The sequence below is a fragment of the Limimaricola hongkongensis DSM 17492 genome (assembly GCF_000600975.2).
Classification (GTDB): Bacteria; Pseudomonadota; Alphaproteobacteria; order Rhodobacterales; family Rhodobacteraceae; genus Limimaricola; species Limimaricola hongkongensis.
In genome coordinates, this window is record NZ_KK088650.1 from 398,854 (window position 1) to 416,460 (window position 17,607).

At 68.5% G+C, this 17,607-nt stretch carries 15 protein-coding genes; 13 read left to right on the forward strand and 2 right to left on the reverse strand.

Translation table 11 applies throughout. The features are described 5' to 3' along the window. Positions 1-129 precede the first annotated feature (129 nt). The 4 genes from xylF (at position 130) to LOKHON_RS16075 (ending at position 4,554) form a co-directional block, all read left to right on the forward strand. The gene (gene xylF / locus LOKHON_RS06570; protein ID WP_017928465.1) at positions 130-1,161 is read left to right on the forward strand and encodes a D-xylose ABC transporter substrate-binding protein; all 1,032 of its coding nucleotides are present in this window, start codon (positions 130-132) and stop codon (positions 1,159-1,161) included. A gap of 97 nt (positions 1,162-1,258) precedes the next feature. After that, on the forward strand, positions 1,259-2,584 hold the full coding sequence (locus LOKHON_RS06575) for a sugar ABC transporter permease (protein WP_017928466.1): 1,326 nt from the start codon (positions 1,259-1,261) through the stop codon (positions 2,582-2,584). A 1-nt stretch (position 2,585) separates the two neighbouring features. Beyond that, the gene (locus tag LOKHON_RS06580; RefSeq protein WP_017928467.1) at positions 2,586-3,380 is read left to right on the forward strand and encodes an ATP-binding cassette domain-containing protein; all 795 of its coding nucleotides are present in this window, start codon (positions 2,586-2,588) and stop codon (positions 3,378-3,380) included. Between the two features lie 199 nt (positions 3,381-3,579). Next, positions 3,580-4,554: a nitroreductase family protein gene (locus LOKHON_RS16075; protein ID WP_017928468.1), complete on the forward strand. Its 975-nt coding sequence runs from the start codon at positions 3,580-3,582 to the stop codon at positions 4,552-4,554. A 4-nt stretch (positions 4,555-4,558) separates the two neighbouring features. On the opposite strand, the gene LOKHON_RS06590 is transcribed toward LOKHON_RS16075, so the two are convergent. Together LOKHON_RS06590 and LOKHON_RS06595 are read right to left on the reverse strand one after the other, a co-directional pair. After that, the gene (locus tag LOKHON_RS06590) at positions 4,559-5,275 is read right to left on the reverse strand and encodes an endonuclease/exonuclease/phosphatase family protein (RefSeq protein WP_017928469.1); all 717 of its coding nucleotides are present in this window, start codon (positions 5,273-5,275) and stop codon (positions 4,559-4,561) included. Between the two features lie 11 nt (positions 5,276-5,286). Next, on the reverse strand, positions 5,287-6,675 hold the full coding sequence (locus LOKHON_RS06595; protein WP_017928470.1) for a phospholipase D-like domain-containing protein: 1,389 nt from the start codon (positions 6,673-6,675) through the stop codon (positions 5,287-5,289). A 163-nt stretch (positions 6,676-6,838) separates the two neighbouring features. Between LOKHON_RS06595 and LOKHON_RS06600 the strand changes: the two genes are divergently transcribed. The 9 genes from LOKHON_RS06600 to LOKHON_RS06640 all read left to right on the forward strand — a co-directional run bounded on the left by LOKHON_RS06600 (position 6,839) and on the right by LOKHON_RS06640 (position 17,606). Further along, positions 6,839-7,873, forward strand: a complete 1,035-nt coding sequence (locus tag LOKHON_RS06600) for an LLM class flavin-dependent oxidoreductase (RefSeq protein WP_036082406.1) — start codon at positions 6,839-6,841, stop codon at positions 7,871-7,873. A 145-nt stretch (positions 7,874-8,018) separates the two neighbouring features. Continuing rightward, positions 8,019-9,077, forward strand: coding sequence for a C4-dicarboxylate TRAP transporter substrate-binding protein (locus LOKHON_RS06605; RefSeq protein WP_017928472.1), 1,059 nt, complete (start codon positions 8,019-8,021; stop codon positions 9,075-9,077). Positions 9,078-9,191: 114 nt separating this feature from the next. Beyond that, positions 9,192-9,713, forward strand: a complete 522-nt coding sequence (locus LOKHON_RS06610) for a TRAP transporter small permease (RefSeq protein ID WP_017928473.1) — start codon at positions 9,192-9,194, stop codon at positions 9,711-9,713. A 4-nt stretch (positions 9,714-9,717) separates the two neighbouring features. Then, the gene (locus LOKHON_RS06615) at positions 9,718-11,055 is read left to right on the forward strand and encodes a TRAP transporter large permease (RefSeq protein WP_017928474.1); all 1,338 of its coding nucleotides are present in this window, start codon (positions 9,718-9,720) and stop codon (positions 11,053-11,055) included. 7 nt (positions 11,056-11,062) lie between these two features. Further along, positions 11,063-11,875 (forward strand): IclR family transcriptional regulator, encoded by an 813-nt coding sequence (locus tag LOKHON_RS06620; RefSeq protein ID WP_017928475.1) that lies wholly within the window; start codon positions 11,063-11,065, stop codon positions 11,873-11,875. A gap of 104 nt (positions 11,876-11,979) precedes the next feature. Further along, positions 11,980-14,067, forward strand: coding sequence for a 3-hydroxyacyl-CoA dehydrogenase NAD-binding domain-containing protein (locus tag LOKHON_RS06625; protein WP_026147473.1), 2,088 nt, complete (start codon positions 11,980-11,982; stop codon positions 14,065-14,067). A 14-nt stretch (positions 14,068-14,081) separates the two neighbouring features. Continuing rightward, on the forward strand, positions 14,082-15,257 hold the full coding sequence (locus LOKHON_RS06630; protein WP_017928477.1) for an acetyl-CoA C-acyltransferase: 1,176 nt from the start codon (positions 14,082-14,084) through the stop codon (positions 15,255-15,257). Between the two features lie 14 nt (positions 15,258-15,271). Next, complete coding sequence (locus LOKHON_RS06635) at positions 15,272-16,468, forward strand: acyl-CoA dehydrogenase family protein (RefSeq protein WP_017928478.1); 1,197 nt, start codon at positions 15,272-15,274, stop codon at positions 16,466-16,468. A gap of 13 nt (positions 16,469-16,481) precedes the next feature. Beyond that, positions 16,482-17,606, forward strand: coding sequence for an acyl-CoA dehydrogenase family protein (locus tag LOKHON_RS06640; protein ID WP_017928479.1), 1,125 nt, complete (start codon positions 16,482-16,484; stop codon positions 17,604-17,606). Position 17,607: the final 1 nt, after the last annotated feature.

Below are 17,607 nucleotides of genomic sequence, written 5' to 3' on the forward strand. Positions count from 1 at the left end.
GGCATGCACGATGAAATGGCAAAATATATTTTGACAAGCAAACTAAGTGTGGCAAGGTGCCGGGCAACCGGCATCCTCTTGGGGTGTCGGCATCCCGGTGGGACGGGAGCCATGTTAGGGAGGAAACACATGCGCAACGCAATTCTGGCCGCCGTCGTCGCGACGGCCGGCTTCAGCACGGCAGCGATCGCCGAACAGCACGGCATGACCGTCGGCGTCAGCTGGTCCAATTTCCAGGAGGAGCGCTGGAAGACCGACGAGGCCGCGATCAGGTCGGCGCTCGAGGCGGCCGGTGCCGAATACGTCTCGGCGGACGCGCAGTCGTCCTCTTCGAAGCAGCTTTCGGATGTCGAAAGCCTGATCGCGCAGGGGGTCGACGCGCTGATCATCCTCGCGCAGGACACGCAGGCGATCGGCCCGGCCGTCGACGCGGCCTTCAACGAGGGCATCCCGGTCATCGCCTATGACCGCTTGATCGAGGACGACCGCGCCTTCTACCTGACCTTCGACAACGTCGAGGTGGGCCGGATGCAGGCCCGCGCCGTGCTCGAGGCCGCGCCCGAGGGCAACTATGTCATGATCAAGGGCTCGCCCACCGATCCCAACGCCGACTTCCTGCGCGGCGGCCAGCAGGAGGTGCTGCAGGAGGCGATCGACAGTGGCGCCATCACCATCGTCGGCGAGGCCTATACCGATGGCTGGCTGCCCGCCAACGCCCAGCGCAACATGGAGCAGATCCTGACCGCGCAGGACAACCAGGTCGACGCCGTGGTCGCCTCGAATGACGGCACCGCCGGCGGTGCCGTGGCGGCGCTGACCGCGCAGGGCATGGACGGCATCCCGGTCTCGGGTCAGGACGCCGATCACGCCGCGCTCAACCGCGTGGCGCAGGGCACGCAGACGGTCTCCGTCTGGAAGGACAGCCGCGAGCTGGGCCGCGAAGCGGGCGAGATCGCGATCGAGCTGGCCTCGGGCACCGAGATGAGCGCGATCGAGGGCGCCGAGGAATGGACCTCGCCCGCCGGGACCACGCTCAACGCCAAGTTCCTCGACCCGGTGCCGGTGACGCTCGACAATCTCGACGTCGTGGTCGATGCTGGCTGGATCGACCAGGAGACGCTGTGCCAGGGCGTGTCCGGCGAGGTCGCCGCCTGTAACTGACGCATGACGCCCCCGGCCCGGACACCTGGGCCGGGGGCGCAGGCCGATATCCGCGCGCGCCGCCCGCGCGCCGCCCCTCCGTTCAGGAGCCCCCGAAATGTCCGATACCGATACCGTCCCCAACGCCGCGCCTCCGGGGCAGCGGCCTGCGGACAAGGCGCCCGCGCGCTCCTTTCTCAGCCAGCTCGAGCTCGACCTGCGCCTTCTGGGCATGGTCGGCGCCTTCATCGCCGTCTGCGTGGTGTTCAACCTGTTGACCGATGGCCGCTTTCTCACGCCGCGCAACATCTTCAACCTGTCGATCCAGACCGTCTCGGTGGCGATCATGGCCACGGGCATGGTGTTCATCATCGTCACCCGCCATATCGACCTGTCGGTCGGCGCGCTGCTGGCGACCGCGTCGGCGGTGATGGCGATGATGCAGACCCGCTGGCTGCCCGACATGATGGGCCTGCCTCTGGGCCATGCGGCGCTGCCGTGGCTGTCGATCCTCGCCGGGCTGATCACCGGCGCCGTGATCGGCGCGTTCCAGGGCTGGCTGGTGGGCTATCTCACCATTCCCGCCTTCATCGTGACGCTGGGCGGTCTGCTGATCTGGCGCAATGTCGGCTGGTACATCACCTCCGGCCAGACCATCGGCCCGCTCGACGAGACGTTCCAGGCCTTTGGCGGCATCAACGGCACGCTGGGCGCGCAGTGGAGCTGGATCTTCGGTCTCGTCGCCGCGGCGGCGGCGGTGCTGGCGCTGATCTCGGCGCGGCGCAACAAGATCGGCCACGGCTTTCCGGTGAAGCCGGTCTGGGCCGAGGCGGTGGTCATGGCCATCATCGTCGGCGCTATCCTCGGCTTCGTCGCCATCCTCAACGCCTACGAGATCCCGAGCCGGGTGCTGGCGCGCGATTTCGCCGCCCGCGGCGCCGAGATGCCCGAAGGCTTCACCGCGTCCTACGGCATTCCCTATTCGGTGCTGCTTTTGATCGCGGTGGCGGTGGTGATGACGGTGATCGCCCGCAAGACGCGGCTGGGGCGCTATATCTTCGCCACGGGGGGCAACCCCGACGCGGCCGAGCTGTCGGGCATCAACACCCGGCTGCTGACGGTCAAGGTGTTCTCGATCATGGGCATCCTCGTGGCGATTTCCGCCGTGGTCGCCTCGGCCCGCCTGACCAACCATTCGAACGACATCGGCACGCTCGACGAGCTGCGCGTCATCGCCGCCGCCGTCATCGGCGGCACGGCACTGTCGGGCGGCATCGGCACGATCTACGGCGCCATCCTGGGCGCGCTGATCATGCAGTCGCTGCAATCGGGCATGGCGATGGTCGGCGTCGATGCGCCCTTGCAGAACATCGTGGTCGGCACCGTGCTCGTGGCCGCCGTGCTGATCGACATCATCTATCGCCGCCGCGTCGGAGGGAAGTGAGATGACCATGACCGAAACCGCGAAGGCGGACCCGCGCGCCAACGGCGCCAAGCCACTGGTGGAACTCAAGGATATCCGCATCGCCTTTGGCGGCGTGCAGGCGGTCGACGGGGTGTCGCTCGATCTCTACCCGGGCGAGGTGGTGGGGCTTCTGGGCCATAACGGCGCCGGCAAGTCGACGCTGATCAAGATCCTCTCGGGCGCCTACAAGGCGGATTCCGGCGAGATCCGGATCGAGGGCCAGAAGGCGACGATCAACAGCCCCCGCGACGCGCGGCGCTACAACATCGAGACGATCTACCAGACGCTCGCCCTGGCCGACAATCTCGACGCCGCCTCGAACCTGTTCCTGGGGCGCGAAATCACCACCAGGGCGGGTTTCGTCGACGATGCCAAGCAGGAGGCCGAGACGCGCAGGATCATGGCGCGGCTCAACCCCAATTTCCGCAAGCTCTCCGAGCCGGTCTCGGCGCTGTCGGGCGGGCAGAGGCAATCGGTCGCCATCGCCCGCGCGGTGTATTTCAACGCCAAGATCCTGATCATGGACGAGCCCACCGCCGCGCTCGGCGTGCACGAGACGGCGATGGTCGCGGATCTGATCAAGGAGCTGAAGGCGCAGGGTCTCGGCATCTTCCTGATCAGCCACGACACGCGCGAGATGATGGATCTGTGCGACCGGGTGTCGGTGATGAAGAACGGCCAGCTGATCGGCACCGAGCGGGTCGAGGACGTCACCGAGGACGACATCCTGTCGATGATCATCATGGGCAAGAACCCCAAGCGCGACGCCGCCTGACCCGGATCGCCCTGCACCGAAACAACGGCCGCCTCACATTGAGGCGGCCGTTTTTCCATCCTGACATGTCAATGGGTTATGCCGCGCGCTTTTCGTGAAGGCCCGCCGGAGCGCTTTGAACGCGGCGGAACGGCTTGCCGCCACGGCAGGGGCCGCTAGGGTCTGCGGCGCGCGTCCGGTGCGGGCCATGGAGCGACAGATGCAGACCGAACAGTTTCGACAGATCGTGGAAGAGGCGCGCAGCGCGCCCTCGGCGCTGAACACCCAGCCCGCCCGCTGGCGGCGCAAGGGCGACACGATTCTGATCGGCTGCGACCCGGCGGCGATGCTGCCGGTGTCGGACCCGCACGGGGTGGCCGCCGGGCTGGCCTGCGGCGCCGCGGCAGAGGCGACATCGCTGGCGCTGTCGGCGCGGCGCATCGGGGCGCGGTTCACCGACCTGTGGGCGCAGGACGACCACGAGACGCTGCCGGGGCTGCGGCTCGCGGCGCGGATCACGCTCGAGGCGCAGACCGATCCCGACCCGCTGGCGCGGCAGCTGGCCGAACGCTTCGGCCATCGCGGCCCCTATGAGGCGGGGGAGGTGGATCTCTATGGCTGGACCCGGCGCGACGCGATCCTCGTCACCGATCCGACGCGGCGCGACTGGCTGGCCGAGCTGCACGAGACGGCGATGATGGCGCATCTGGGCCGCCGCGCGGCGCGGCGCGAGCTGGTGTCGTGGCTGCGGCTCAGCCCGCGCCACCCGCGCAAGCATCTCGACGGGCTCGACCGCACGGCGCTTCGGCTCAGCCCGCGCGCGGCGGTGGAGGCGCGCGCCGTGCTCGGGCCGCTGTGGCGCCCGGCGCGGATGCTGGGCCTGACCGAACGGATGGCGGGCGAGGCGGCGCAGATCCGCAGCAGCGCCGTGGTCGCGCTGTTCCACCGCCCGGCGAGCGACGGCCCCGTCCGGGCCGGGCGCGCCTATCTGCGGCTGCTGCTCGAAGCCTCCAAGCTGGGGCTGGCGGGCTGGCCGATGGGGGTGCTGACCGCCGACCGGGCCGCGCGCGAGCAGATCGCGCAGCGGGTCGGGCTCGGCCCCGACAGGCGGCTGGTGCAGGTGATCCGGCTGGGCCGGGCGGGCGCGCGCCCCGATCGGCTGGTGCGCCGCCCGGTCGAGGAGCTGATCGTCTGAACGGTCAGTCGTGGCGCAGATCGGCCCAGATCGGCAGGTGATCCGAAGCTGCGGGCGCGGGCTGCGTGTGCCAGACGCCGCACGCCTCCAGCACGAGACCCGCGCCGACGGCGATCCGGTCGAGGGCCGCGACCGGGCGGCGGGCGTGAAAGCTGCGCCCCGGCGCGTGGATCGCGAAACGCCGCGCCAGCCGGCCCAGCCCCACCCGTTCGGACCATTCGTTGAGATCGCCCGCCAGCACCGTGGGCCGGTCGGGCATCCGGTCGAGCTCGTCCACGATATGGGTCAGCTGCAGCCGGCGCGAGCCGCGCAACAGCCCCAGATGCAGCCCGCCGACCCGCAACGGCCCGGCGGGCGTGTCGAGATCGGCGGCGATGGCGCCGCGCGGCTCGAAGCCGGGCAGCACCATCCGGTGCAGCGCGCCCACCTCGATGCCGTCGCGCACCAGCATGGCGTTGCCATGCCAGCCGAGGCTCTTGGCCGACTGCCCGAAATCGACCACCCGCAGCCCGTCGAGCTGCGCCAGCTCGGTCATCGGGATCGCCGTGGGCCGCGCGCCGAGCCGCAGGTCGGCCTCCTGCAGCACCACGATGTCGGCCTCCATCGCCGCGATCACGTTGCAGATGCGGGCCGGGTTTCGGCGCCGGTCGGTGCCGAGCGCCTTGCGGATGTTGTAGCTCGCCAGCCTGAGCCTGCCGGGGCGAAGATGCGGATGGGTCATGGCCTGCGTCCTTAAAGCATCGGCGCGCCGAGGCGGAACACCCCTTCGGCGAGGCGGCGGCCGAAACCGGCCCGGCGCACGCCTTCGCGGCACAGCGCCGTTTCGGTCGCGAACCAGTCCGACAGCAGCGCCACCGACGCCGCATCATACATGAACACCGCCACCTCGAAGTTCAGCAGCATCGAGCGCACGTCGAAATTGGCCGACCCGGCCCAGGCGGTGTCGTCGATCACCCCGGCCTTGGCATGGGTCATCTGGCGCGGCAATTGCAGCACCCGCCCGCCCGCCTCGTCGAGCGCGCGCAGATAGGCGCCGCGCGCGAAATCGGCGATCCGCTGGTTCGAGCGCGACGGCACCATCACCCGCACGTCGACCCCGCGCCGCGCCGCGGTGCACAGCGCCGCGTTGAGCGGCTCGGTCGGCAGGTAATAGGGCGTGGCGATCCAGACCCGGCGGGTCGCGGTGTGGATCATCTGCACCAGCACGTCGTGCAGCGGGTCGAGATGAGTGTCGGGGCCGGAGGGGACGACCTGCACCTGCGCCTCTCCGGGCCGGGCCTCGACGTGCAGTTCGGGCAGCGGTTCGGTTTCGCCCTCGGCGGTGCCCCAATCGGCGCGGAACAGGTCCCACAGCACCTCGACCGAGGGGCCTTCGAGCGACAGGGACAGGTCGCGCCACAGCTCGGGCGCCGTGGCGCCGGGGCGGGCGTGCCGGGGAAATCCCATGTATTCGCTGCCCACGTTGCGCCCCCCGGTCCAGGCGCGGGCCCGGTCGGCGATGATCATCTTGCGATGGTTGCGCAGGTTCATGTGCCCCTTGAGCGGCCAGTTCAGAAAGGGTTGGTGCCAGCGCAGCGCGCCGCCCGCCGCCTCGAAGCGCGACAGCGCGTCGCGCGGGCACCAAAAGCCCCCCAGCCGGTCGATGATCAGCCGCACCTGCACGCCCTGTTCGACCTTGGCCGTCAGCCGGTCGATGAAATCGCGGCCGATCTCGTCGTCGTGGATCAGGTAGAAGGTGATGTCGAGCTCGTGCGCGGCGCCATCGACCAGGTCGCGCATCGCCTCGCGGGCATGGGCGGCGTCGCGGTGCAGCTCGATCCGGTTGCCGCCGCACGCGGGGGGGACGCCATAGGCGCGGAAGGCCTCGGAGGGCCCGCCCGCCGGGTCGGGCCGGTCGCAGACACCGGGCGAGGAGAAGCGGATGAAGGGGTGGCGCGCGCGGGTCTTGCGAAAGCCCAGCGCGAAGAACAGCGGAATCGCGGCCCATGGCATCAGGATGATGGCGAGGATCCACGCCGCCGCCGATTGCGGCGTGCGGCGCTGCTGCAACAGCATCACCGTCGCGAGAAGGGCCAGCCCGACGCCGAACAGCGTCAGCAGAAACGTGTCGTAGGAAAACAAGCGCCCGAAATCCTTATGCGTCCCCAAGCTGTGGTCGAAACGCCGTCGCCGCGCAACGGGGTTCCGCGTCTCTTTGGCGGGACGCACAGCCGTTGCGCGGCAGCGGCGATTGGACCGGCGGGCCGGTGCGGCTAGCTGTGGATCACCGCAGATGGAGAACGGCATGGAACTGGGTCTTTACACATTCGGCGATGTCGGCACCGACCCGGTCACGGGCGCGCGGGTCGACCCCGCGCTCAGGCTGCGCCAGCTGGTCGAGGAGATCGCGCTTGCCGACGAGGTCGGGCTCGACGTGTTCGGGCTGGGCGAGCATCACCGCCCCGATTACGCCGTCTCGGCCCCCGCCGTGGCGCTGGCGGCGGCGGCGGGGCGGACATCGCGCATCAGGCTGTCGAGCGCGGTGACGGTGCTGTCCTCGGATGATCCCATCCGGGTGTTCCAGCAATTCGCGACGCTCGACGCGCTCAGCGATGGCCGGGCCGAGATCATCGCCGGGCGCGGTTCCTTCATCGAAAGCTTCCCGCTTTTTGGCCATGACCTCGACGATTACGAGGACCTGTTCGAGGAGAAGCTGCAGCTTCTGACGGCGCTGAACGAGGGCGAGGTGATCCGCTGGCCCGGCAGCACCCACACCCATGAGATCCCCGGGCGCGGCGTCTATCCGCGACCCGTCCAGGAGCGGCTGCCGATCTGGCGGGCGGTCGGCGGATCGCCGCGATCGGTGGCGCGGGCGGGGCGGCTGGGTCTGCCGATGGCGCTCGCCATCATCGGCGGGGAACCGGCGCGCTTCGCACCGCTGTTCGACCTTTACCGCAAAAGCGCGGCGCAGGCGGGGCATGACGCGAAGGCCCTGAAGACATCGCTCAACGTGCATGGCTTCGTGGCCGAAACCAGCCAGCAGGCCGCCGACATCATCTATCCCGCGCAGGCCGAGGTGATGAACCGGATCGGCCGCGAACGCGGCTGGGGTCCGACCAGCCGGGCGCAGTTCGACGCGGCGCGCGGCCCAGATGGCGCGCAGTTCGTCGGAAGCCCGGCCGAGATGGTCGACAAGATATTGAGGATGCACGAGATTTTCGGGTTCGACCGGATGCTGATCCAGATGGCGATCGGCGTCTATGACCACGCGCAGCTGATGAAGGCGATCGAGCTTCTGGGCACGCGCGTCGCGCCAGAGCTGCGCCGCGCGGTGGGCTGACGCGGAACGGCCCGTGCCTGGCTCCGTCCGCGCACGGATGCCGCGCTGCAGCGTACGCGATGGGTTGTCACGGCATCAGCGCTCTCGTAGGTTTCATGTAGTAGAATGCAATTCCACTATGCGAAACTTCAGGGAGGAGACTGAAATGACGCGATTTCTGAAGGCGGCGCTCGCCTCGACGATGCTCGCCGGGGCCACGCTCGGCTCCGTCGCCCATGCCGAAACCACGCTGTTCTTCGGCGAGGCCGGGCCCAACCGCGGCGCCCGCGCCGAGGCGCTGAACTGGTTCGTCGATGACGTGAAGGCCCGCACCGATGGCGAGCTGAACTTCGACGTGCAGTGGGGCGGGGCGCTGTTCAAGGCCAATGCCGCAGCCCAGGCCGTGGCCGATGGCGTGGCCGATGCCGGCACCATCATCGGCGTCTATTTCCCGCAGGAAATGGTGGCCTACGGCATCGCCGACCTGCCGGTGCAGAACCCCGACCCGTGGGTCGGCATGAAGGCCACCGACGCGCTGATGCGCGGCTCGGAGGCGATCCAGGCCAACCTGGCCGACCAGAACCTCGTCTATCTTGGCACCTACACCACCTCGGCGGTGCATATCGGCTGCAAGGGCACGGCGATCCGCTCGGTCGAGGACATCGAGGGGCTCAAGGTCCGCGGCGTCGGCGCCTATGGCAAGACCTTCGCCGATTTCGGCGCCAACCTCGTCAACATGTCGATCTACGACGCCTATCAGGGCCTCGATTCGGGCCTGCTCGATTGCAGCCAGGGCTATTCCTACGCGGTCGGCGCGCTGAACCAGCAAGAGGTCATGGACAGCTACACCATGCTCAACTGGGGCCAGGTCGGGGCGCTGGGCATCTTCATGAACAAGGATGCCTACGACTCGCTGCCCGAGGATCAGCAGCAGGCGCTGATGGAGGCGGGCAAGGGCCTCTCCGACGAGTTCGGCCGTCTCGTGAGCGCGGATAACGACGCCGCCATCGAGAAGATGAAAGAGGCGGGCGTGGAGATCATCGAGCTGCCCGACACCGAGCGCGCCAAGCTCGTCGAAAAGGGCAACACCTATCTCGAACAATGGGTCGAACAGGCCAATGCCGCCGGTCTCGACGGCGCGGCGCTGCTCGATGAATACCGGTCGCTGATCGAGGCCTTCGGCGCCGAGCGCGACGAAAAGGGCTACCCCTGGGAGCGTGGCTGAACCACGCCCCACGGGGTTCGGGACGGCGCGCCTCACCCGCGCCGTCCCCATTTTTCCACTGATATCCGCGGATGACCGGCGGGGGCGCGCCCCCCGTCTGGCAAGGGAGTGCCGATGCTGAGCCGTATCGAGAGTTTCCTGCTCAATCTCGCCGCCGTGGCGGTGATCGGGCTAGGGCTTCTGATCACCACCAGCGTGCTTTTGCGCGCGACGCTGAATTCGGGCATTCCCGACACGATCAACATGGTGCGCGAGCTGATGGTCGCGGCCATCGTGCTGCCGCTGGCGGCCACGGCGGCCGCGCGCGGCAACATCGTGGTCGAAGTGCTGTCCGAGCGGCTGCCGCTGCGCGTGCAGGACTGGCTCGTGGTGCTTGGCTCTGTGGTCGGTCTTCTGGCGCTGGCGCCGCTGATCTGGGCCGGCTGGAACGAGGCGGTGCACACGCTGCAATCGGGCAGCTACTTCTTTGGCCAGCTGTCGCTGCCCAAATGGCCGGGCCGCGTGATCTTCCTGTTCGGCGTCTCGTTCTGCTGGCTGCGCCTCGCGGTGCAGATGGTGGGCGACATCCGCACGATCCGTTCGGGCGGACGCATCCTCGCCGATCCCTCCAAGCACTCTCCCCACGAAGAGGTCTGAGACCATGGACGGCACTCTCATCGGTCTCGTGGCCTTCGGCGCGGTCCTGTTCCTGCTGGCGCTGCGCGTGCCGATCGCCTTCGCGCTCGCCGCGATCGCGACCATCGGCACCTTCGTCATCTTTGCCTTTCGCACCGGCGCCTTCGCGCCCGAGCGGGCGATCCGCCCGACCACCTCGCTGGTCTTCTCCAACAGTTTCGATCTCATCCACAGCTACGATCTGTCGATGATCCCGCTCTTCGTGGCGCTGGGCCACATCGCCTACCGCGCCGACATCACCACCAAGATCTACCACGCGGCGCGCGTCTGGCTCGCCAAGGTGCCCGGCGGCGTGGCGATGGCCTCGGTCGTCGGCTGCGGCGGGTTCTCGGCGATCACCGGATCCTCGATCGCCTGCGCTTCGACCATGGGCCGGATCTGCACGCCCGAGATGCTCTCGGTCGGCTATGACAAGCGTCTCGCCACGGCGAGCGTGGCGGCGGGCGGCACGCTGGGCTCGCTCATTCCGCCATCGGTGCTGTTCATCATCTATGGCATCTTCACCGAAACCTCGATCAGCGCGCTGTTCCTCGCGGGGATCCTGCCGGGCCTGGTGTCGCTGCTGGGCTTTCTTCTGGTCATCTTCATCTGGGTGAAACGCGATCCCGACGCGGCGCCCGCCTATACCGGTACCATCACCATGGCCGACCGGGGCCGCGCCGCGCTCGAAAGCTGGCCCGCCGTGCTGCTCTTCGTGATCATCGTCGGTGGCATCTATGGCGGCATCTTCACCGCCACCGAGGCCGCCGCGGTCTGCGTCTCCGCCGCCGTGCTGATCGGGCTGGTGCAGCGCAAGCTGACCCTGCGCGACATCTGGGAGTCCTTGCGCGAAACCTGCATCCAGACCACCTCGATCTTCCTGATCGCGGCGGGGGCCAAGATCTTCGTGGCCTTCATCGCGCTCACCGGCGTGGCGCCCGACATCGTCGAGGCGGTGACCGCGGCCGAGCTGTCGCCGATCCTGCTGATGGGCGCGATCGCGCTGATCTATCTCGCGCTGGGCATGTTCCTCGATCCGATCGGCATCATGGTGCTGACGCTGCCGCTGATGATCCCGTTGATCGAGACCTATGGCTTCGACCTGATCTGGTTCGGTGTCGTGGTCATCAAGCTCCTGGAAATCGGCCTGATCACGCCGCCTGTCGGGCTCAACGTCTTCGTCATCGCCGGCGTGGTCGGGCGCGACGTGCCGATCGACCGGATCTTCGCGGGCATCGCGCGCTTCCTGTCGGTGGACGTGCTCGTCCTGATCCTGATCATGTCGGTGCCGGCGCTGTCGCTGCTGATTCCCTATTCGATGTGAGGCCTGCATGAAGATCACCGATGACAGCCAGGACCGCCGTTTCGCCACCACGCTGGCGCGTGGGCTGTCGGTGCTGCGGGCCTTTCGTCCCTCGGATGACGGGCTCGGCAATGCCGAGATCTCCGAGCGCACCGGCCTGCCGAAAAGCACCGTGTCGCGGCTGACCTTCACGCTGCAGAGCCTGGGCTATCTCACCCATGCGCGGCGCCACGACCGCTATCGCCCCGGCCCGGCGCTTCTGGCGCTCGGCAACGTGGCGAGCGCGTCGATCTCCTTCGTGGAGCTGTCGGGGCCGATCATGCAGCGGGTGGCCGACGAAACCGGCACGCTGGCGCTGTTGTCGGTGCGCGATCGCGGACGGGTGCTGATCACCAAGACATGGCGGCCGCAGGGCGTCTCCTCGATCTGGCTGGAGGTCGGCCACCGGCTGCCCTTCAAGGGGTCGAGCTCGGGCCACGCGATGCTGGCGGCGCTGTCGGAAGAGGGCTTCGCCGAGGCCGTGGCCGACGCGCAGGGGCATCGCGGGCTCGACGAGGAAAACGCCCGCGCGGCCCGGCGCGCGGCCTATACCCAGCTCGTCACCGAAGGCTTCGTGATCGCCGATCCGGCGGTCTACTTCGCCGAAAACATCCACGCCGTCTCGGTGCCGTTCCAGTCGCGCGACCTGAGCGAAGCGGTGATCTTCACCTGCGGCGCCATGCCCAAGGATCTGAGCATGGAGCGGATGCAGACCGAGGTGGGGCCGCGGCTGCAGGCCGCCGTGCGCGAGCTGGAGCGGCTCATGGGGCAAGGGCCGTTCCTGACGCGGCACGATATCTGATCGGTGAAAATTGCCGTTATAAATTCTGCATAGTGGAATTCAGATTTACATATTGAAACGATGAGGGCCAATCGACTAGGTTGGCTGTCGAGAGGGAGGACCAGATGGCAGGAACAGTGCATTTCGAAAGCCGGGACCGGATTGCGGTCATCACGGTCGATCACGCGCCGGTCAACGCGCTGGGGCGCGACGTGCGCGCCGGGCTCGTGGAGGCGATCGAGCGGTTCGAGGCGGACGCCGCCGAGATCGCGGTGATCCACGGCGCGGGGCGGCTCTTCATCGGCGGCGCCGACATCTCCGAATTCGGCAAGCCGCCGCAGGCGCCGTCGCTGCCCGACGTCGTCAACCGGATCGAGGCCTGCACCAAGCCGGTGGTCGCCGCGATCCACGGCGCGGCTCTGGGTGGCGGCCTGGAGATCGCGCTCGGCGCGCATTACCGCGTCGCCGTTCCGGGCGCCCAGCTCGGCCTGCCCGAGACCAAACTCGGCGTCATCCCCGGTGCGGGCGGCACGCAACGCGCACCGCGGCTCGTCGGGGCCGAGGCCGCCATCGAGATGGCCACCACCGGCACGCCGGTTGCCGCCCAGAAGGCGGTCGAGCTGGGTCTGGTGGACCGTCTGGGCGAGGGCGAGGCGCTCGATGCCGGTCTCGCCTATGCCGAGGAGCTGCTGGGCCAAGGTGCTGCCCCGCGCCCGGTGCGCGACATCGCGGCCCCGGCGCATGACGCGGCGATGTTTGACGCCCGCCGTGCCGCGCTTAAAAAGAAGCTGCGCGGCGAAGTGGCCCCTCTGGCCGCGCTCGACGCGATCGAGGCCGCGACCAAGATGGGCTTCGACGAAGGTCTCGCCGAAGAGCGTCGCCAGTTCATGAAGATGATGGAGACGCCGCAGCGCGCGGGGCTGATCCACGCCTTCTTCATCGAGCGCAAGGTCGCCAAGCTGCCCGAGATCGAGGGCATCAGCCCCCGCGACGTGTCGGCCATCGGCGTGATCGGCGGCGGCACCATGGGGGCGGGCATCGCCACCGCGGCGCTCTTGCGCGGGCTGACCGTGACGCTGGTCGAGCGCGACGAGGAGGCCGCTGGCCGCGCCCGCGCCACCATCGAGAAGAACCTCGCGGCGGCCGTGAAACGCGGCAAGCTGAAAGAGGACAAGCGCGACGCAATCCTGTCCGGCGCGCTGTCCTGCGTCACCGGCTACGACGCGCTGGGGCAGGCCGACGTGATCGTCGAGGCGGTGTTCGAGAGCATGGACGTCAAGAAGGAGGTCTTCGCCGAGCTCGACCGGGTGGCGAAGCCCGGCGCGGTGCTGGCCACCAACACCTCCTATCTCGACATCGACGAGATCGCGCAGGCGACATCGCGCCCCGAAGACGTGATCGGGCTGCACTTCTTCTCGCCCGCGCACGTGATGAAGCTTCTGGAGGTCGTCGTCGCCGACAAGACCGCGCCCGAGGTCACCGCCACGGCCTTCGCGCTTGGCAAGAAGCTGGGCAAGGTGTCGGTGCGCGCCGGGGTCTGCGACGGCTTCATCGGCAACCGCATCCTGTCGCATTACCGGGCTGCCGCCGATCACATGATCCTCGACGGCGCGAGCCCCTACCAGATCGACAAGGCGCTGCGCGACTTCGGCTTCCCGATGGGGCCCTATCAGGTGGGCGATCTCGCGGGGCTCGACATCGGCTACATGACGCGGCAGCGCAAGGCGGACCAGCGCCACGAGCGCGACCGCTACCCCGGCTGGGCCGACACGCTCTACGAGATGGGTCGTTTGGGCCAGAAGACGCAGCGCGGCTACTACATCTATGACGAGGACAGCCCGCGCGGCCGCCCCGACCCGGAGGTCGAGGAGATCATCGCCAAGGAGCGCGAGAAGCAGGGTGTCACGCCCCGCGACTTCACCGACGCGGAAATCGTCGAACGCTACATGGCGGCGATGGTCAACGAGAGCGCCCGCGTGGTCGAGGAGGGCATCGCGCAGCGCCCGCTCGATGTCGATGTGACGCTGCTCTACGGCTACGGCTTCCCGCGCCATCGCGGCGGCCCGATGCACTACGCCGACGCGCAGGGAGTCGCGACGATCCGCGACCGTATCAAGCAATACGCCACCGAGGACGATCACTTCTGGAAGGTCGCGCCGCTGCTCGACCGCCTCGCCGACCAAGATTCCACATTCGCCAGCCTGAACGGCTGAGAGGGAGAGACGACATGACCGACGCCGTCATCGTATCCACCGCCCGCACCCCCATCGGCAAGGCCGCACGGGGCGCGTTCAACATCACCCATGGCGCCGACATGGCGGGCCACGCCGCCCGCCACGCGGTCGAGCGCGCCGGCATCGATCCCGCGATGATCGAGGACAGCATCTTCGGCTGCGGCTACCCGGAATACGTGACGGGCGGCAACATCGCCCGTCAGGCGATCATCCGCGCCGGCATGCCGGTGTCGATCGCCGCGACCACGGTGAACCGTTTCTGCGCCTCGGGCCTGCAGGCGATCGCCATGGGCGGCCACATGATCAATCAGGAGGGCGCCAAGGCGATCCTCGTCGGCGGCGTCGAGAGCATCTCGATGGTGCAGCCGCCGGTGCGCCATTCGCGCAACGCGTGGATCGAGGAGCACAAGCCCGAGCTCTACCACGCGATGATCGAGACCGCCGACACGGTGGCCAAGCGGTACGGCATCTCCCGCGAGGCGCAGGACGAGCTGTCGCTGCAAAGCCAGATGCGCACCGCAGAGGCGCAGAAGGCCGGTCATTACGACGCCGAGATCGCGCCGATGGAGGTGACCAAGGCCGTCAAGGACAAGGAGACCGGCGAGGTCTCTCACGTCACCGAGACGATCTCGATGGACGAATGCAACCGCCCCTCGACCAATCTTGAGGGTCTTCAGAAGCTTCAGCCTGTGCGTGGCGAGGGCAACTTCATCACCGCCGGTAACGCCAGCCAGCTCTCCGACGGCGCCGCCGCGCTGGTCATGATGGACCGCAAGGAGGCCGAGCGCCTCGGGCTCGACATCCTCGGCGCCTTCCGCGGCTTCGCCGTCGCGGGCTGCGAGCCCGACGAGATGGGCATCGGCCCGGTCTTCGCCGTGCCACGCCTTCTGGAGCGTCAGGGTCTCACCGTCGACGACATCGACCTGTGGGAGCTGAACGAGGCCTTTGCCTCCCAGGCGCTTTACTGCCGCGACAAACTCGGCATCGACAATGACAAGCTCAACGTCTCGGGCGGCTCGATCTCGATCGGCCATCCCTTCGGCATGACCGGCGCGCGGATGACCGGCCACCTGATGATCGAGGGCCGCCGCCGCGGCGCCAAGCTCGGTGTCGTCACCATGTGCATCGGCGGCGGGCAGGGTGCCGCCGGCCTGTTCGAGATCTACTGAGAAGGGGCCCGGCAATGGACCTGAACTTCACCGAAGAGCAGAAGGCCTTCCGCGCCGAGGTGCGCAGCTTTCTGGACGAGAAACTGCCCAAGCGGCTGTCGGACAAGGTGCGCCTGGGGCAGCGGCTGACCAAGCAGGACTACGAGGAATGGCACGCCATCCTCAACGAAAAGGGCTGGCTTGCGGGCAACTGGGCCAAGGAATATGGCGGCGCGGGCTGGAACGCGGTCGAGCGGCACATCTTCGAGGAGGAGACCACCGCCGCGAGCGCGCCGCGCATCGTGCCCTTCGGCCTCGCCATGCTCGGGCCGGTGCTGCAGAAGTTCGGCTCCGAAGAGCAGCAGCAATACTGGCTGCCGCGCATCCTCAACGGCGATGATTGGTGGTGCCAGGGCTATTCCGAGCCGGGTGCGGGCTCGGACCTCGCCTCGGTCAAGACGACGGCGGAGCGCGACGGCGACCACTACGTCGTCAACGGCCAGAAGACATGGACCACGCTGGGCCAGCACGCCAACATGATCTTCTGCCTCGTGCGCACTTCGAAAGAAGGCAAGCCGCAGGAGGGCATCTCCTTCCTGTTGATCGACATGGACGATCCGGGCATCACCGTGCGCCCGATCGTGCTGATCGACGGCGAGCCCGAGGTGAACGAGGTCTTCTTCGACAATGTCCGCGTCCCCGCCACGAACCTCGTGGGCGAGGAAAACAAGGGCTGGACCTATGCCAAGTACCTGCTGACGCATGAGCGCACCAACATCGCCGGTGTCGGCTTTGCCAATGCGGGGCTGTCGAACCTCAAGCGGATCGCGCGGCTCGAGCAGTCGGGCGGCCGCCCGCTGATCGAGGATCCGCTGTTCGCCGCGCAGATCGCCGAGGTCGAGATCGCGCTGATGGCGATGGCCACGACCAACCTGCGGGTGGTCTCGGCCGCCGCCGCCGGTCAGGCGCCGGGCGCCGAAAGCTCGATGCTCAAGGTCAAGGGCACGGTGATCCGGCAGGAGATCAACGCGCTGACCAAGGTGGCGGTGGGGCCTTATGCCATGCCCTTCGTCTCCGAGGCGCTGGAGGCGGGCTCGAACGAGGGCCCGGTCGGGCCGGACTACGCGATGGCCGCGACGCCGCATTACCTGAACAACCGCAAGCTCTCGATCTATGGCGGATCGAACGAGGTGCAGAAGACGATCATCGCCAAGGCGATCCTGGAACTCTGAGGGAGAGCGGGACATGAATTTCCAACTGACCGAAGAGCGGCAGATGCTGCAGGACGGGCTGCGCCGCTATCTGGCCGATGCCGTCACCCCCGAGGCGCTGAAGGCCGACGAGGCCGAGGGCGTGGCGCCCGAGCTGTGGTCCGGGCTGTCCGAAATGGGCGTCGCGGGCGCGCTGTTCACCGAAGAGCAGGGCGGCTTCGGCGGGCACGGCTTCGACCTGATGACCGTGTTCGAGGAGCTGGGCCGCGCCGGCGCGCCGGCGCCGCTGGTCGAGCTGCTGCTCGCGGGCGGGCTGATCGCCGAAACGGGATCGGAGACGCAGCTGGCGCTGGTCGAGCAGGCGGTCGAGGGCGCGGTCCAGCTCGCCTTCGCGCATGGCGAACCGGCCAGCCGCTTCGACATCGACCGGATCGAGACCCGCGCCGAGCGGTCGGGCGAGGGCTGGACCCTTTCGGGTCGCAAATCGGTCGTTGTCAACGGCGCGCAGGCCGATCACATCGTCGTCTCCGCCCGCACCTCCGGTGCGCCGGGCGAGCGCGAGGGGATCAGCCTGTTCGTGCTGCCCAAGGGCACCGAAGGCGTCGAGATCCGCGACTACCCGCTGAGCCAGGGCGGCCACGCCGCCGAGATCGTGTTCGACGGCGCGACGCTGCCCGAGGATGCCCTGCTCGGGGCCGAGGGCCAGGCCCATGAGGCGATCGAGACGGCGCAGGCCCGCGCCACGGCGGCGCTGTGTGCCGACGCGCTCGGCGCGATGGAGACGGCGCGCGCGCTGACCGGCGACTATCTCAAGACCCGCAAGCAGTTCGGCCAGCCGATCGGCAAGTTCCAGGCGCTGCAGCACCGCGCCGCCGACATGCTGATCGAGATCGAGCAGGCGCGCTCGGCGGTGATCAACCTGTGCGGCCATCTGGAGGCCGACCGCGACACGCGCGAGATCCACGTCTCCGCGACCAAGCACCTCGTGGGCAAGGTCGCGCGGCTGGTCGCCGAGGAGGCGATCCAGATGCATGGCGGCATCGGCATGACCGAGGAATACGATCTGGGCCGTTTCGCGCGGCGCCTGTCGATGCTCGATCAGCGCTTTGGCGACGCGACCTATCACCTGGGGCGCTTCGTCCGGCTTCGGGCCGCCTGAG

What these genes read in the sequence shown, in the direction of transcription:
- LOKHON_RS06625 (WP_026147473.1), top strand. Translation starts at nt 11,980, where the DNA reads ATGGCAGGAACAGTGCATTTCGAAAGCCGGGACCGGATTGCGGTCATC.
- LOKHON_RS06600 (WP_036082406.1), top strand. Translation starts at nt 6,839, where the DNA reads ATGGAACTGGGTCTTTACACATTCGGCGATGTCGGCACCGACCCGGTC.
- LOKHON_RS06575 (WP_017928466.1), top strand. Translation starts at nt 1,259, where the DNA reads ATGTCCGATACCGATACCGTCCCCAACGCCGCGCCTCCGGGGCAGCGG.
- LOKHON_RS06630 (WP_017928477.1), top strand. Translation starts at nt 14,082, where the DNA reads ATGACCGACGCCGTCATCGTATCCACCGCCCGCACCCCCATCGGCAAG.
- LOKHON_RS06590 (WP_017928469.1), bottom strand. Translation starts at nt 5,275, where the DNA reads ATGACCCATCCGCATCTTCGCCCCGGCAGGCTCAGGCTGGCGAGCTAC.
- xylF (WP_017928465.1), top strand. Translation starts at nt 130, where the DNA reads ATGCGCAACGCAATTCTGGCCGCCGTCGTCGCGACGGCCGGCTTCAGC.
- LOKHON_RS06615 (WP_017928474.1), top strand. Translation starts at nt 9,718, where the DNA reads ATGGACGGCACTCTCATCGGTCTCGTGGCCTTCGGCGCGGTCCTGTTC.
- LOKHON_RS06640 (WP_017928479.1), top strand. Translation starts at nt 16,482, where the DNA reads ATGAATTTCCAACTGACCGAAGAGCGGCAGATGCTGCAGGACGGGCTG.
- LOKHON_RS06605 (WP_017928472.1), top strand. Translation starts at nt 8,019, where the DNA reads ATGACGCGATTTCTGAAGGCGGCGCTCGCCTCGACGATGCTCGCCGGG.
- LOKHON_RS06610 (WP_017928473.1), top strand. Translation starts at nt 9,192, where the DNA reads ATGCTGAGCCGTATCGAGAGTTTCCTGCTCAATCTCGCCGCCGTGGCG.
- LOKHON_RS06620 (WP_017928475.1), top strand. Translation starts at nt 11,063, where the DNA reads ATGAAGATCACCGATGACAGCCAGGACCGCCGTTTCGCCACCACGCTG.
- LOKHON_RS06635 (WP_017928478.1), top strand. Translation starts at nt 15,272, where the DNA reads ATGGACCTGAACTTCACCGAAGAGCAGAAGGCCTTCCGCGCCGAGGTG.
- LOKHON_RS06580 (WP_017928467.1), top strand. Translation starts at nt 2,586, where the DNA reads ATGACCATGACCGAAACCGCGAAGGCGGACCCGCGCGCCAACGGCGCC.
- LOKHON_RS16075 (WP_017928468.1), top strand. Translation starts at nt 3,580, where the DNA reads ATGCAGACCGAACAGTTTCGACAGATCGTGGAAGAGGCGCGCAGCGCG.